This is a genomic window from Longimicrobium sp., from assembly GCF_036399255.1.
Classification (GTDB): Bacteria; Gemmatimonadota; Gemmatimonadetes; order Longimicrobiales; family Longimicrobiaceae; genus Longimicrobium.
Window position 1 is genome coordinate 67,929 of sequence record NZ_DASWNM010000016.1, and the last position, 15,162, is coordinate 83,090.

At 72.7% G+C, this 15,162-nt stretch carries 12 protein-coding genes and 1 pseudogene; 10 read left to right on the top strand and 3 right to left on the bottom strand.

Features of this window, described 5'->3' with window-relative positions; translation table 11 throughout:
• Nucleotides 1-178 precede the first annotated feature (178 nt).
• Both VGC13_RS01405 and VGC13_RS33595 read left to right on the top strand, forming a co-directional pair.
• Nucleotides 179-499 (top strand): type II toxin-antitoxin system PrlF family antitoxin, encoded by a 321-nt coding sequence (locus VGC13_RS01405; protein WP_331123401.1) that lies wholly within the window; start codon nucleotides 179-181, stop codon nucleotides 497-499.
• 130 nt (nucleotides 500-629) lie between these two features.
• Nucleotides 630-893, top strand: a pseudogene (locus VGC13_RS33595) (helix-turn-helix domain-containing protein); the annotation flags it as partial.
• 83 nt (nucleotides 894-976) lie between these two features.
• Here the strand turns inward: VGC13_RS33595 and VGC13_RS01410 are convergent.
• From VGC13_RS01410 to VGC13_RS01420, 3 genes are all read right to left on the bottom strand, one after another.
• Complete coding sequence (locus VGC13_RS01410; protein ID WP_331123402.1) at nucleotides 977-2,254, bottom strand: glycosyltransferase family 4 protein; 1,278 nt, start codon at nucleotides 2,252-2,254, stop codon at nucleotides 977-979.
• A gap of 23 nt (nucleotides 2,255-2,277) precedes the next feature.
• Nucleotides 2,278-3,792 carry an MraY family glycosyltransferase gene (locus tag VGC13_RS01415; protein ID WP_331123403.1) on the bottom strand — a complete coding sequence of 505 codons (1,515 nt, stop codon included), beginning with the start codon at nucleotides 3,790-3,792 and terminating at the stop codon, nucleotides 2,278-2,280.
• 1,298 nt (nucleotides 3,793-5,090) lie between these two features.
• Nucleotides 5,091-6,020 carry a ribose-phosphate pyrophosphokinase gene (locus tag VGC13_RS01420; protein WP_331123404.1) on the bottom strand — a complete coding sequence of 310 codons (930 nt, stop codon included), beginning with the start codon at nucleotides 6,018-6,020 and terminating at the stop codon, nucleotides 5,091-5,093.
• Between the two features lie 371 nt (nucleotides 6,021-6,391).
• Between VGC13_RS01420 and VGC13_RS01425 the strand changes: the two genes are divergently transcribed.
• From VGC13_RS01425 to VGC13_RS01460, 8 genes are all read left to right on the top strand, one after another.
• Complete coding sequence (locus VGC13_RS01425; protein WP_331123405.1) at nucleotides 6,392-7,675, top strand: lanthionine synthetase LanC family protein; 1,284 nt, start codon at nucleotides 6,392-6,394, stop codon at nucleotides 7,673-7,675.
• A 9-nt stretch (nucleotides 7,676-7,684) separates the two neighbouring features.
• A complete protein-coding gene (locus tag VGC13_RS01430; protein ID WP_331123406.1) occupies nucleotides 7,685-8,710 on the top strand; it encodes a lantibiotic dehydratase C-terminal domain-containing protein in 1,026 nt (341 codons plus the stop codon).
• Nucleotides 8,703-11,492 carry a lantibiotic dehydratase gene (locus VGC13_RS01435; RefSeq protein WP_331123407.1) on the top strand — a complete coding sequence of 930 codons (2,790 nt, stop codon included), beginning with the start codon at nucleotides 8,703-8,705 and terminating at the stop codon, nucleotides 11,490-11,492. The genes VGC13_RS01430 and VGC13_RS01435 overlap by 8 nt, the downstream gene beginning before the upstream one ends.
• Nucleotides 11,493-11,522: 30 nt before the next feature.
• Nucleotides 11,523-11,687 (top strand): hypothetical protein, encoded by a 165-nt coding sequence (locus VGC13_RS01440; RefSeq protein ID WP_331123408.1) that lies wholly within the window; start codon nucleotides 11,523-11,525, stop codon nucleotides 11,685-11,687.
• Nucleotides 11,688-11,754: 67 nt separating this feature from the next.
• On the top strand, nucleotides 11,755-11,919 hold the full coding sequence (locus VGC13_RS01445) for a hypothetical protein (protein ID WP_331123409.1): 165 nt from the start codon (nucleotides 11,755-11,757) through the stop codon (nucleotides 11,917-11,919).
• Nucleotides 11,920-11,983: 64 nt separating this feature from the next.
• Nucleotides 11,984-12,667, top strand: coding sequence for a hypothetical protein (locus tag VGC13_RS01450; protein WP_331123410.1), 684 nt, complete (start codon nucleotides 11,984-11,986; stop codon nucleotides 12,665-12,667).
• Between the two features lie 372 nt (nucleotides 12,668-13,039).
• Nucleotides 13,040-13,939, top strand: a complete 900-nt coding sequence (locus tag VGC13_RS01455; protein WP_331123411.1) for a lantibiotic dehydratase C-terminal domain-containing protein — start codon at nucleotides 13,040-13,042, stop codon at nucleotides 13,937-13,939.
• A complete protein-coding gene (locus VGC13_RS01460) occupies nucleotides 13,936-14,982 on the top strand; it encodes a lantibiotic dehydratase C-terminal domain-containing protein (protein ID WP_331123412.1) in 1,047 nt (348 codons plus the stop codon). Before VGC13_RS01455 ends, VGC13_RS01460 begins: the two co-directional genes overlap by 4 nt.
• Nucleotides 14,983-15,162: the final 180 nt, after the last annotated feature.

Below are 15,162 nucleotides of genomic sequence, written 5' to 3' on the forward strand. Positions count from 1 at the left end.
TGGTCAACGAAGGAGACGCGGGCGAAACGGATGAGGGCGCAGGACAGCGAAGAATACCATCCCGCGCTCACGGAAGCGAGCCACGACAGGGGCGGCGCCGCAGATCAGCCGTTGACGGTGCCAATGCATTCTGCATTATCATACGGCCCGCTTCTCTCATCCCGCCCCGGAGGCGTTCGTGCGCCGCAGCCGCGTTGACCGCAGATCCCGAACGACGCTTCCGAGCCGGGTGCGCAAAGCACCTGGCATTCGGCCCGGGGAAGACGACCTGGGGTGGGAAATCCGCGGTACCCATGTGATCGCTCGCCGCGCGACGGAAAGCGAAGCGGAGCAGGATCCGGCCCTGCTTCCCTTCCTGCGGCTGCTGGAGCACGACGTCGCCGCGCACCCGGACCGGCTCCGCACCATGCCCGAGGACCTGCGTCAGCGCCTCCTCACCGTAACCGGCGGGCTCGACGTGGACCTCGATGAGACGATCGAAGGGGCCGTCGCGCTCTGAGCGCCGCAGTCCGCCGTTGCACGAGAAGAGCAGTATCCAGGGCGAACTGGCGGATGGCACCCGCGAATCCCCTCCACGTCCACGGAACCCGGCCAGCGGATCGGAACGGCGACGACGATGAAATCAAGCGATGAAGAAAGAAATCGAAACCGTGCGAGCGGTGGACGATGAGCTGTTCGAGATCCTCGGCATCCCCGACGCTCCCAACGAGCGGGCGCGGGTGGACCTCGCTTCCGCGATTACCCGCGAGATCCGCCGGCGGGGGCTGACGCAGCTCCGCGCGGCTGCGCTGCTCGGCATCAGCCAGCCCGACGTGTCCGCGATCATGAACGCGCGCATCGACGGATTCAGCCAGGAGCGGCTGGAGCGGCTGCTGAACGCCCTCGACATGGAAGTCGCATCCAGGCAGGTCCCCGCCCCGCCGGACAGGCCCGCGCAGGCATCACGGTACCGCTGGCCGAAGCGTTCCAGCCCGGCTCAGCGCGGCGCGACCAGCGTGCGGTACAGCGGCGCGACCTCGGCGGCGAGGCGGGCGCGGTCGAAGCGGCGGACGGCGGTCTCGCGGCCGGCGCGGCCCAGCCGGTCGCGCAGCACGGGGTCCTGCGCCAGCCGGCGGATGGCGTCCGCCAGCCCCTCCACGTCCCCCGGCGCCACGGCCAGCGCGTCGTGGCCGGGGGTCACGATCTCCCCCGCCCCGCCGGCCGCGCTGGCGACCACCGCGCGCCCGCACGCCATGGCCTCCGCGATCACCAGCCCGAACGGCTCCGGCTGGGTGCTGGCGTGCACCACCACGTCCAGCGCGCGCATCGCCGCCCCCGCGTCGTCCGCGAAGCCGGTAAAGCCCACGCGGTCCGCGATCCCCAGCTCCGCCGCCATCCGCCGCAGGTCGTCCTGGCGCACCTCGCTCCCCGCGGTGCGGTAGATGCCGCCGCCCACCACGTAGGCGCGCAGGGACAGCTCCCGCGGCAGCGCGGCGATGGCGCGCAGGAACACGCCGTGCCCCTTCCACCGCCCCATCGTGGCCACCAGCCCCACCCGCAGCGTCCCCGGCGGCGCCGCGGGGAGCCCCGCCATCGCGTCCAGCTCCGCCACCGGGCCGATGAGACGGAAGCGGTCCAGGTCCACCGCGTTGTACACCGTCCACACCGGCACCGTGGCACCCACCACCGGCGCCGCGTCCTCGGCCACCGCGCGCGAGACGGCGATCACCCCCGAGACGCCGCCGGCCGCGCGCCGCAGCAGCCCCGCCATGGCGCGGCGGGTGGAGACGAAGTCGTGCAGGTGCCACACCACCCGCGCCCCGGCCGGCACCGCCCGCGCGCCCAGCAGGTGCAGCTTGAGCCCGTTGGTGTGCACCACGTCCGGCCGCATCTCCGCCAGCAGCGCCCGCAGCCGCCCCAGGTAGCGCGCCGTCCCCGGCGCCGCGCGCAGCATCCCCGCCGCCAGCCGCAGCGCGCCGTCCCCGCCCGACGCGCCCGCGTCCCCCAGCGCCGCCAGCGCCGGCGGAAAGGCCAGCGTCCGCGCCTCCGCGCCCAGCGCCCGCACCGCGTCCAGCAGGGGCCCGTCCTCCGGCGCGACCACCGAGAGACGCCACCCCGGCTCCGCCGCGCGCAGCCCGGCCAGCAGGTCCAGCAGCGCGCGCTCCGCCCCGCCCAGCGCCCCCGACGCGCTCAGGTAGGCGACGGAAAGCGGCGGGCGCGCGGAACGCCCCGGCGCCTCGTCGGGCGCGCCGGGGCGCGGGAAGTGGGGGACCAAAGGTGGATCGGGCGGCGGGATGCTCACGCCGCCGCGGAGGCGCCGGACGGGGTGGCGACCCCGTGGGGCGCGGTATGGGGGTCGGTGTGCGCCCTCGGTTTGGCCGGAGGGCCGGCCATCCAGTCGCGCACCGCCGCCGCCAGCACGCGGGCCGTGCGGTCCGCCGTCAGCATCCCCAGGTCGTCGGGCGCGTCGGCCCACAGGCGCAGGATGCAGGGGTCCGTGGAATCCATCTCCACCGGCCAGTCCAGCTTCCACGCCCGCGCCGCCACCTCCGCCGGCAGCTGCGACCGCGAGCCCTCCGCGGACGACTCGCGGCACACCGTGGCGTACAGCAGCCCCAGGGCGCCGGCGTTGTCCTGCAGGATGGCCTGCAGGTGCACCAGCGACTCGGCGCGGGCCAGCACCTGGGCCACGTCGCGGGCGTGGATCTGGTCGCGGATGCTCTGCCGCACCCGGCGCATCCCCGACGTCACCACGGCGCCCGCCTCCACGAACTCGTGGTAGCCCAGGCGCTTGATGGCGAACAGCAGCAGCGCGATCGTGACGGCCGCGCCGCCCAGCGCCGTGGCGGTCACCGTGGCCGGCGGGCCGAACGCCAGCACCACGCCCAGCACCGCCAGCGCCGCCGCCAGCACGTACAGCAGCACCACGGCGCGCACGTGCGTAAGCCCCACGGCCATCAGCCGGTGGTGCAGGTGGTGCTCGTCGGCGCCAAAGACGGGCTTGCCGCGCAGCCAGCGGCGCAGGATGGAAAGCAGCGTGTCCAGCAGGGGAAGCGCCAGCACCAGCAGCGGCACGGCGGCCAGGACGGCCGTGGCGCTCTTGGTGGATCCATGGACGGAGAGCACGGCCACCATGAAGCCCACGAACTGGCTTCCCGAGTCGCCCAGAAAGATGCGCGCGGGGCGAAAGTTGTAGCGCAGAAAGCCCAGCAGCGCGCCGCCCAGCGCGGCGCAGACGATCGCGACCTCGGTGTTGCCCAGCATCCACGCGACCACGAAGGTGCTGCCCAGCGCCACCAGCCCGATCCCCGTGGCCAGGCCGTCCAGCCCGTCGATGAGGTTGAAGGCGTTCACCACGGCCACGATCCACAGCAGCGTGAGCGCCAGCGACAGCACTCCCACCTGCAGCGACACGCCGCCGAACGACACTTCCTCGATGCGGAATCCCACGCCGTACGCCACCACGGCGGCCAGGCACTGGGCCAGCAGCTTGGTGGTGGGCCGCAGGTCGTACAGGTCGTCCAGCAGCCCGGCGCCAAAGATGATCCATCCCGCCAGCAGCACACCCAGCAGGAACGCGTCCGGCGGCGTTCCCTCGGGGTGCATGCCGCCGGGGATCACCGTAGCGGCGGCCAGCGCGGCGGTGGTGGCCAGGCACACGGCCACGCCGCCCAGCCGCGGCACCCGCGGCGCGTCCGGGTCCGTCCCGGCGCGCACGTGGCCGTACACGCCCCGGCTGGTCACCACCCGCACCACGGCGGGCGTCACCAGCAGAGCGCATGCGATCGCGACCAAAAAGACGAAAACGATCACCTGGACAGGCCCAGAAGGAGGGGGGCAGGCGCAAAAGACGCTACGAGGAGTGCAAACCGCTTGCGCGGCAGTTATTTACAGTAGCCTCACGTGAAAGCTTGGTCAAGGCTGATGCAATTCCGCGTAGCACCTTGCGCCCGGTGTTTACGGCCTCGTTACGTCCCGGGATAAACCTGCGGCACCCCGATGTCCTTGTGGATGGGTAGGATGGGACGGAGAACCCCGTTTCCCGCGCCTCTTCGAACCGGTTTCTGCCCGTTCGCCTCTCCACCCCATTACGAAGCCTTTCCTCGCAGCAGAATCAGGCGTTTCTCCTCGCATCCTCCCACGCGTTTCCGGGATCGCTGACTCTACGGACGGCTTCCGTGGAGGTCGATCGGCCTCGTCCATCCGGAGCGCCCCGCAGACCGCCCACGGACCACCCGATCGCGTCTGTTGCCCCACTTTCGGGAAGCACGCCAGCCCCGCCGTGCACGCGGTCCGCCGGCGCTCTCTACGACGGGCGTCGGCGGCGAGGCTGGCTTCACCAGATACGCGCATCAGGTGTCGCGTGGATCTGCGCCCGGAGCGCACGGATGGATCAGGACTGCAGAAGGTGCGGATGGAAGGGTGATGCAGAGGCCTACGTCCTTCGATGCATATCCGGGGGGACCGGCGGATCAGGCGCTGCCAGCCCCTGGGGCAGGCCCTGTGCCGAGAATCCGCCCTCGGCTCTGCCAGCGAGATCCTTCAGTCGACGCCAAAGCACATCATACGAGCAGCTCGCGGAGCGGCGCCTCCCGGAAGGAAACCCTGCCCCACCCCGATCTGTCATTCCGACGGAGCGCCCACCCGGCACCCGGCGCGGCCCACCGAACCTGGTGCGCGACCGAGGAATCTACTGTCCGTTTCCTCGTGGCCTGCCGCCATGCCCCGGACTGGCCCTGTCTGGCTGTTTCGCCGCCGAGGTGATCGCGAGGGCTGCCGCGTCCGGCCCTCGCGCCAGCCGACAGCAGATTCGTCGGCCCTGCAACCCGCGGCGTGACGTCCGGTTACAGCGTGGCCGGGCCTCGGAATGACAGTTCCTGTTTCGGAGGTCGATGCGGTGAGGAGTTCAGCAACACTCTCGGAAGCGGCGGTTCTGCTCCATGCAGTTGAAGCCCCGCGCAGTTTGCGGGGCTTTCCGCGGTTGTTGCGGCGAGTTCACTCGCTCCCGCAGCCCTCCTCAAAAAATTTCTCATACACACCGCAGGGCTGCCTTCACCAGCACGCCGGCCGGCAGCACGGCACAACAGCCGGGCTCCCGGTGCCGGCTGGGCTCAGAACAGCTCCTGCAGCGAGCGGTCCTGCACCAGCTGCCGCAGCGCGTGCGCCAGCAGCGGTGCCACCGACACCACCCGCACGATCCCCCGCGGGTCCTCGCGCGGCGGAATGCTGTCCGTGACGAACAGCCGCTCCACGCCGGCATCCGCCAGGCGCTCCACCGCGTTGCGCAGCAGCAGCCCGTGCGTGGCGCTCACCGTGAACGCCGCCGCCCCCGCGTCCCGCAGCGCCGACACGCTCTCCACCAGCGTTCCCCCGGTAGAGATCATGTCGTCGATGATCAGGCAGGTGCGCCCCTCCACCTCGCCCACCAGGTGCGTCACCTGCGTGCGCGTGCCGCTCTCCCGCCGCTTGTGCAGAACCGCCAGCGGCAGGTCCAGCCGCGTCGCGTACTCCGTCGCCAGCTTTACCCGCCCCGCGTCCGGCGAGACCACCACCGCGTCCACCGGGAGCTCCGGGCGCATGGCCGCGCACAGCGTGGGGACCGCCGTCAGGGTGTCGAAGGGGCCGGGAAAAAAGCCCTCCACCTGGTCCGTGTGCAGGTCCAGCGTGACCACGTGGTCGATGCCGGCCGTGCGCATCAGCAGCGCCACCATGCTGGCGGTAATGGACTCGCGCCGGCCGTGGCGCTTGTCCGAGCGCGCGTAGCCGTAGTAGGGAAGCACCGCGTGAATGCGCCCCGCCGCCGCCCGCCGGCAGGCGTCCGCGAACACCAGCAGCTCCATCACGTTGTCGTTTACCGGCGGGCAGGTGGGCTGCAGCAGGTACACGTCCTTGCCGCGCACCGACTCCAGCACCTTTACGCTGGTCTCCCCGTCGGGAAAGCGCTCCACGCTGCACGAGCCCGGCACCGCCCCCAGCGCCTCCGTCACCGCCGCCGCCAGCGCCGGGTTTGCCGTCCCCGCGAACACGATGTACTCGGTCATGGAAGCACGAGAGTACGAATGAAACCGTCCGGGCTCTCCCACCCGCCCGGCTGTGGGCGGCAAAGATGCGGCGTCCGCGCCCCCGCGCGCAAACGGCCGGAGCGAGTCGCCGCTCCCCCGCACCCTCTCCCCGGCCTCGCGGCAGGCGAGCCCTATCCGATAGAGGCAGGGCGCCAGAATGATAGAGGAGTAGCGCGGAAAGTGAGTGTCTGTCCCGGGGTAAAACAGCTATGTGTCTTTACTGCATCAGGTTGCAACAAGCTTGGGATGGGGCATACCTGTTGCTAAATGTCGGGAAAAATATGTGCTACTCCGGCGACGGATCGACCGTCCTCCCGGTCCTGCCCTCGCTTTCCCTCTCTCCCCGCCTGGTGCTCACGAATTCCGGTTCCGGCGCTGCGCTGCTGGATCTGCCCGTCCCGGGCGGGGCTCCACCGGCCGATGACGACGCGGCGCTCTTTCTGGAGCGGGCGCGGTCCATCGCGGCGTACGTCCGCGGCCGGGCCGTGCGCACCCGCGGCGGCGCCGTGGTGTGGATGCAGGAGCCGGCCGCGCCCGGCGGCGCTCCGGCGCCGATGGACCCGTACCTCTTCGGCGGCAGCGGCGGCGTGGCACTTTTTCTCGCGGCGCTGGACCACGTGGAAGGGACGGACGCGCACCGGGAACTGGTGCTGGGTGCCCTGGCCGCTGGACGCCGCACCTACGCGGGGCTGGCGGCACAGCCGGGATCGGTCCCGCCCGCGCTCCCCGTCGGCGGCTTCGTGGGGATCGGCGCCTTCATCTACGTGCGGGTGCGCCTGGCGGAGTGGACCGGGGAGCCGGCGCTGCTGGACGAGGCGCACGAAGCCACGCGGCTGCTGACCCCCGCGCACGTCCGCGGCGACGCGCGGCTGGACGTGCTGCACGGCGCCGCCGGTGCCATCCTGGCTCTCCTTGCGCTGCACGCCGTCCGCCCCGGGCCCAACGCCGACGGGCGCACCCCGCTGCAGATCGCCGCCGAGTGCGGGGCGCACCTCCTGGAGCGGCGTGCCTCGTTCGGCGGGGCGCGCGCCTGGCCGGCGGGTGGCGGGTCGCCGCGGCCGGGCTTTGCGCATGGGCCGGCGGGCATTGGCTGCGCGCTGCTGCGCCTGCACGCACGCACCGGCGACCCGCGCCTGCGCGACGCGGCGCTGGAAGGCTTTGCGTACGAACGAGAGCTGTACGACCCCGTCCGGCGCGACTGGTGGCATGCGCGCTTCGGCCGGTTCCTCGAGACGCAGTCCTGGTGCACCGGCGCGCCCGGCATCGCGCTCACACGGCTGGAGGCGGCGGCGCTCGGCGGCGGCGCCGAGGTGCAGGCAGAGATGCGGACGGCCCTCGACGTCACCGCCGCACACCCCGACACGCCCGTAGACGACCTGTGCTGCGGCAACCTGGGCCGCGCGGACCTGCTGCTCTCCGCGGGCCTCTCCCTGGGCGAGCCGGCGCTCGTCCACACCGCCCGCGGCATCGTCCGCCGCGCCCTGAAGCGCGCCCCCCGCGACGACGGCTTCGGCTTTGTGGCCGAGACGCCCCCGCGCACCCTCTCGCTCTTTCGCGGCGTTTCCGGCATTGGATGTACGCTGCTGCGGCTGGCGCGCCCCGGCGCGCTCCCCTCCTGTCTCATGATGGAGTAGCTCGCCCCCATGTACGCACCCGATCCCATCCTCACCGCCAGCATCTTCTGCAACCGCCGCCTGGACACCGTGGTCCACCAGGCCGTCGCCCCGGCCCTGGCGCGCCTGCGGGCGGAGCACCCGGACGCGGACTGGGGCGTGTGGTGGGTGCGGTACGCCCTGAACGGCGACCACCTGAAGGTACGCGTGCACGGGCCGCCTGAGCGCGCGGACGACGCGCGGCGGGCGCTGGCGGAGGCGGCGGAGGCGCTGTTCGCCGCCCTTCCCCTCGCGGACCTGGACGAGGCGCGCTTCACCCGCGCGGGCAGCCCGCCCATCGACATCGACGACGAGGCCTCGGAAGATTACCCCGACCGCTCGCTGCTGTGGACCCGGTACCGCCGCAGCCACGTCTCCCTGGGACCCAAGGCCCTGCTGCGCGACGATGGCTACGTGTCGCGGATGACCGCCTGCCTGGCGGGCGGCGGCGCGCTGGTGCTGGAGTCCACCTCGCTCGACGCGGAGGGACGCATTCCCGGCGCGGGGCGCCAGCGGGCGGTACTGCGCGCGCTGTTCGCCGCCCTGTGCGCGGCGGGGTTCGGCGCCACGGAGCGCGCGGAGTACCTGGCCTACCACCGCGACTGGCTGGTGCGCTTCAACGCCGCGGACGAGGCGGGAGAGGCGCACGTCCGGGGCGGGTTCGACCGGCAGGTCACGCGGGTCGAGGCGACGGTGCAGCAGCTGGCCCGCACGGCGGCGGCGCAGTGGGGTTCGTCCCCCGCCCCCGCCGGCAACGGCACCGACGCCCGCTGGCGCCACGCCGTCGCGGAGCTGAGCGCCTGGAGCGAGGCGCTGCGCGCGGAGCCCAGCCTGGACCCGCACACGGAGCAGCGCGCCTTTCCCCTGGTATTCAAGGCACTCCACGGCGTCGCCAACCAGGCCGGCCTCGACATGATGAACGAGGCCTTCCTGTACCACCTTGTCGGGCGGGCGGTGGAAACGGCGGAACGGACGGCCGGCGAGGTGGCGCCGGCGCTGGCGGCGGCACATGCCTGAGCCGTCCCCCTGGTTCCGGGCGCGGGGGGGCGAGCCGCTGCTGGTGCGCATCGCCGGCCTTCCCCTGGACACGCTGGACGCCTTTGGCTCCAGGTTGTGCGCCGGCATCGCGGAGCGCGCCGCGCTGCAGGCGCGGCTGGACGCCGCTCGCGCGGAGCTGGCGGACCGGCTGCACGCGGCCGTCCCCGGCGCGGAGCCGGAGCTGCGCCGCTTTCTGCTGGCCGTGCGCCGCGACTGCCACAACGAACGCCCCCTGCACCCCCGCGCGGGGGACGGGCGCTGGCCCGCCCTGCGCGCCGCCGCCGGCGAGGCGGGGGACGCAGCCGTCGCGCTGGACGGCGAGGCGCGGGCGTGGGACGCGCGCTTCGAGGCCGACTACGCCGCCGAGCTGGAGCGCCAGCGCCTGGCCCTGCGCGCGCCGCTGGAAGACGCCGAGTTCGTCCGGGGGCTGGCGCTGGCCAGCCCCGACCTGCTGGACGCCGTCCGCGCCCTGCGCGCGCTACCCCCGGCCGCCTCGGGGCGCCGCGAGCACAAGGCCGAGCAGGCGCTGCTGCGCTACGTGACCCGTGCGGCCGGCAAGGTGTCGCCCTTCTCCACCTTCACGCAGATCGGCATCGGCACGCTGCGCCGCGGCGGACGCGGGATCCGGCTGCGCGGCGCGCCGTGGCGGCCCCGCTCGCTGGTGCGCGTCAAGCGCTTCCTGCTGCACCGCCTGTCGGACCTGCTCTGCCGCCACGCGGCCTTCCGCGACGGACTGCGCATGGCGCTGAACGACTCGCTGGCCGAGACGGAGCCCGGTCGCTTTCACTACCTGCGCCCCCACCGCTGGGTGCCCAGCCCGGAGACCGGCACGCTGCGCTACCAGCGCGACGCCCTGGGTGCCGTGTCGCTGCGCGGGGCGCTGGTGGAGCGCCTGGCCCGGCTCCTGTCCGGCGACGGCCTCACCTACGGCGCGCTGGTCGGCACCCTTGCCGCCGAGCGGCCGGAGGCGGACCCGGAGGCCGTTCGCGGGCAGGTGGACCGGCTGCTGGACGCCGGCGTGCTGCTGCTGCGCATGCCCTGGCCCGTCCACGAGGTGCACCTGGAAACGCGCATTCTCCGGCACCTGCGCACCCTGGCCCCCGACGCGGCCCTGGAGGCGGTGCGGGAGTGCCTGGAGCGGCTGGTGGCGCTGGAGGAAGGCTTCGCCGACGCCGCCGACCCCGCGTCCACCGTCCGCGAGCTTCACCGCGTGGTGGCCGCGCTGGGGCCGGCCTCGGCGGCCGCCGGCGGGCTGGACACCGCCGCCGTCCCCGCCCCCCGCCCCGGCGTCTCCAGCCTGTACGAGGACGTGTTCCTTCACGCGGGCGACGGGCGTCCCGCGCGGGACGGCATCGCCGACGTCCCGGCCGGGGCGGCCCGCGAGGCCGCGGCCAACGGCGAGCTGCTGGCGCGGCTCAGCGTGCTCTTCGAGCACCGGCACGACTTCCTGCACACGCTCGAGGACGTGGCGCGCGAACGCTGGCCCGGGCGCACGCAGGTGGGCGTGCTGGAGGTGTTCCAGGCCGTGCAGCCGCTGTGGAACGAGTACCTCAAGGTGCACCTGTCCCACTGGAAGGACTGGAACCGCGGCGTCACCACGTGGAACCCGCGGGGGCTCCCCGCCCTGGCGGCGCTGCACGAGGGCCGCGCGCGCGTCACGGCCGGGCTGGAGGGGCTGGGGCGGATGGAGGAGGGGGAGAACCGCATCGACCCGGCGGAGCTGCGGGCCCTGCTGTCGCTGGCACCACCCGAGTTCACGGACGCGCGCGGGTGGGGGGCCATGATGCTCCTGCAGCCCGCCGCCGCGGACGGCTCGCGCTGGATGCTCAACCGCCTGCGCGAGGGCACCGGCCGCTACGGCAGCCGCTTCACGGCCGCCATGGACGCCGAGTCCGCGCGGGCGTACACGGCGCACATGGCCGACCGAGGCACCTGGCGGCTGGAAAGCGGGCGGGTGCAGCTGCTGGACGTGTACTCCGTGCACGGCGACACGCTCAACGTGCACCACCCGCAGACGGCCGCCGTCTTCACCCTTCCCGGGGACGACGCCGACATCGCCCCCGCGCGGCGGGTGCGGCTGGGCGACCTGCGGGTGTCGTTCGGCGCGGCAGACGGCGTGCCCCGCCTTACGGGCCCGGGGGGCGTTCGCTACCTGGCCATCAACCTGGGGCTGGGCTTCGAGGCCTACCTCCCCACCCTCGCCAAGTTCCTCTGCGCCTTCGGGCCCAGCGAGCTCTCCACCGTCTATCCCCCGCGCCGGGTGCTGCCGGAAGGTCCGCTGACGGTCATCGCCCGCACCGTCCTGGGGAACATGGTGCTGCACCGGCGCGCCTGGAACATCCCGGTGGACCTGCTGCGCGGGCTGATGGACGCATCCGACGCGCACGCCTTCGCCGCCGTGAACCGCGCGCGCATGGACTGGGGGATCCCGGACCGCGTGTACATCGCCGACGTGCAGCCGCACCCCGTCCTGCAGCGCGTGCAGAAGCCCCAGTACCTGGATTTTACCTCGCCCCTGCTGCTTCCCGTGCTGCGCGATTCTGTGTCGAGGGCGCCCGACGAGACGCTGCGGGTTTCGGAGATGCTCCCCACCCCCGCGATGTGTCCCCGCGGCCCCGACGGGCGCCCGCGGGCCGTGGAGGTGCTGCTGGATACCCTCGCGCTGCGCCCGCCCCTGGCGGCGGCCGCGTCGCCCCGAGCGCGCGCCCTTTCCGGGCGCACCCTGCCCGCCCTTTCGGCCGGGCACCTCACCCCCCCCTGAGCCCGCGGGCTCGAAACCAGGAGAAACACCATGTCGCAGAACGAGAACCAGAACGACGATCTCGAGATCCAGAACGTCGAGATCGAGCCCCTCTCGGACGAGGCCCTCGAGGACGTGGCCGGCGGCCTGACCCGCTCCGACGAGTTCGCCGATTCGTGCGGGACGTGCTGCTCCTGCTCGCAGTGCTCCAACTGATCATCGCGAGCACGTCGCGCCTCACCTTCCCAGGAGCCTCCGGGCTCCGACACCAAGGAGAACCACCATGTCGCAGAACGAAAATCAGAACGACGACCTCGAGATCCAGAACGTCGAGATCGAGCCCCTCTCGGACGAAGCCCTCGAGGACGTGGCCGGCGGCCTGACCCGCTCCGACGAGTTCGTCGATTCGTGCGGGACGTGCTGCTCCTGCTCCCAGTGCTCCAACTGATCATCGACAGGGTGGGGCCGGACGCATCCGCGTTCGGCTCCACCTCCCCCGCAGGGCAACCCCGATGAAGAACGGAACGGAAAACTCGATGGGCTGGCTTCGCTACGTGGCCCTCAGTGGACCCGCCGGCCAGCGGTGGGTAGAGGACTTCGAGCAGGTGCGCCCGCTGGTGGAGATGTGCAGGAGCTCCGTGAAGAGGCTTCAGCGCGGCGGCACCCACGCGGAGAGCGCCGCCCTGCTGCAGCGCGCCCGCGAAGGGCTGGACGGGCTGAAGGGATCCGTGGACCCCTCGATCAGCTCGGCGGCGGACCGATCGTACTACGGCGCGCTAGGCTACCATTTCTACAGCCAGCGCGCCTTCGACGAGGCGGACGACAGCATGGGGCGGGCGCAGCTCGCCGTGGTGCAGACCGTGGACCGCCGCCGCTGGACCATGGGGCTGGCGTACGACTGCCTCGAGTTCGAGCTGCACCGCGCCCGCATTGCCCGCGACCGCTGCCGCTGGGACGACATGCGCGAGCACGCCGAAGCGACGGCCGCCATGCGCGCCGGCCGCCGCCCCTTCTGCGTTCTCAGCGACGGCGCGCAGGTGGGCCTGCTGGACCTGCGGCGCTTCTACGGCTCACTTCCGCTCACGGAAGAAGACCGCGAGCTGGTGGGGCGCCTCGTCGAGGAGCCGCCGCGGGAAGGGGAGCGCTTCGTCCGCGCCATGTTCCGGCTCTCCGGCTTCGTCATCGAATACGCCTGACGCCGAATCCGGAACAGGAGCCGCGTCCGGGATCATGCCGCGCACGATCGTGGTGGTGGCGGATGGTTTACATGATCGCGCAGCGGGTGGTTATGACGGCAGGTTCCGGTGCGCCGCGGAGATCCTCCGGCGATCGCATCCGTGCCCGAGAAAATCTCATGGCGCCTGGGGCATTGCACCTCTTCCCTTTCCCGAAGGCCCACGCTGTTCGCGCCGCGCCGGCCTGCGTGCCGTGCCGCCCGCTCACATCGAATCAGCCCCCGGACCACGAGAGCAGAGGAGCAGGGACGAGAAAACTCCGCTGACTACGTGTGACGCCCGTTCTTCTGCGGATTCCGTATCACGTCCTCGTTTGCCGCCGCACCCGGAACCATGCACACCTTCGCGCTGAACGTCTACTTCTGGGACGCTCCGGAGCAGAACCGCCTCCTGACGGAGTGCCTGGGCCCGGCGCTGCACGCGCTGCGCGGCGGCGGGGCCATCGAGCACTTCTGGTTCGACCGATTCGACACGCGGGGCCCGCACCTGGTGCTGCTGCTGGAGGCCGCCGCGGACCGTGAAGCCGAGGTGCGCGCCGGGCTGGGGACCGCGCTGGATGCGTACCTCGCAACCGCGCCCAGCACGCGCGTGCTCGACCCTGGGGAGCTGGAGCGGCGGCACGCCCAGTGCCGCGGCAAGCACCTGTGCTCGCTGGACCTGCTCCCCGGGGTAGAGCCGAACAACTCGTACCGCTGGGTGGACGTTCCCCATGACGCGCAGGTGCTGCGGTGCACGCCGGGGATGGACCCGCGCACCGTGGGCGCCCTGCTGACGGACCAAGCGCTCTGGTCGGTGGACCAGCTGCGCCGCGGCGGCACCACGGCCACTGCGGTGCGCTGGGCCGCCGGGCTCACCGCCGCAATGGAGCGTGCGGGGCTGGACGCGGCGGGATTCTGGCGCTTTTACGCGTCCACGCTGGTGGTGCGGCTCCGCGATCCCATCGCCGCCGGCGATCCCGCGGTCGTGGAGGGGCTTCCTCGCCTGATCGGGCCCGGGAACCTGGCCGTCTTCGACCCGCTATGGGATTCCGCGGGGGGCGCCGGGGCTGTCTGGCGGGGGATGGACGCGCTGGCGCGGTGCGTCGCCGCGGAGCCTTTCGAGTCCGAGCGCACCCTGTTCGTGCGCCGCTTCGCCCACATCGTTCTGGCGCAGCTGGACCAGTTCGTCCGCTTTCGCATCCCTCTTTCGCTCTACGCATGGCATCGCACCCTTCTCCAGCCGGCGGCGGCGTGAGCGCCGCGTCCAATGCGCCCGCCTGGCTGGGCGTTCACCTGCACTACGCAGGCGACCGCGACCGCGCCCTTGCGGAGTGGGTGCGTCCCGTGGCCGCCTCGCTACTGGCGGACGGCCTGGCGCACCGCTTCTTCTTCGTCCGCTACCTGCTGGGCGGGGCGCACCTGCGCCTGCGGGTGCAGGTGGACGCCGCGGATGCATCCGCGGCGTCGGCAAGGATGCACGGCGAGGCCGCCGCGTTCCTGGCCCGCACCCCCTCGCCCCAGCCGGAGGCGCCGGAGCGCATCCAGCGCCGCAACCGCGGCATCATCGCCAACGATCCCTCGCTGGACGAAGGCGACGACGTGGTGATCGAGGACAACACGGTGCACGACAGGCCCGTGCATTTCGAGGTGGAGCGGTACGGTGGAGAGGCGCTCTTCGGCCACTCGCTGGACCTGTTCTCCGTTTCGTCGGCGGAGACGCTGCGGGCGATGGAGGCGGATGCGGGCGGGCCGGCGGGACGGCGCACGGCGGGGCAGATGCGCCTGCTGCTGCGGCAGGCATGGGGCCACGTGGCGGACGCGGACGAGCTGCTGCACTTGGCGGACTACGCGGGCGTGATGTTCGGAACCCCGCTGGCGAAGGTGCTGCCGGTCGCGGACGCAGCGTTCGACCGGGGGCGCTCCGGCATCTGCGCGCTTGTACGGAACGAGCTCTCCGCGCTGGCGCGAGCCGGCGAGCGCCCGGTGCTGGCGGAGGCGGCCTGCGCCCTGCGCGCCGAGCTGGCCAGGCTGCCGGACGGCCGCAGGCGCGCGATCGGCGTGGCTCACATGCACATGACGGCCAACCGGCTGGGGCTGATGAACCCTGACGAAGTCTACCTGTGCCGCATGCTGCTGCGGGCCGTGGAGACGGTCGCGGCGGAGGATCCCTCCTTCTGGCGCGACGCCTGGGACGCCCACCACGAGTGGACGAACACCCCCGGCCCCTCCCTACGCGAGCAGACCTCAACGGTGCTCGCCGGCTTCGCCGGGCGGGGGGCGCTGGCGGGCGCCGCGTAGCGACGGTTCACGCCGAATCCGCGAAGCGACCTGTCGCACACAGAGGGAGCAGAGGAAGCGGAGTCGTTCCTCTGCTGCTCCCTCTGCGTGAACAAGTCTTTTGCCGAAGCTGGTGATCGCTCCGCCGTCCCGTCATATCAGAAGCCGGGTCCGCCTGCAGATCCCATAGAAACGAACGCC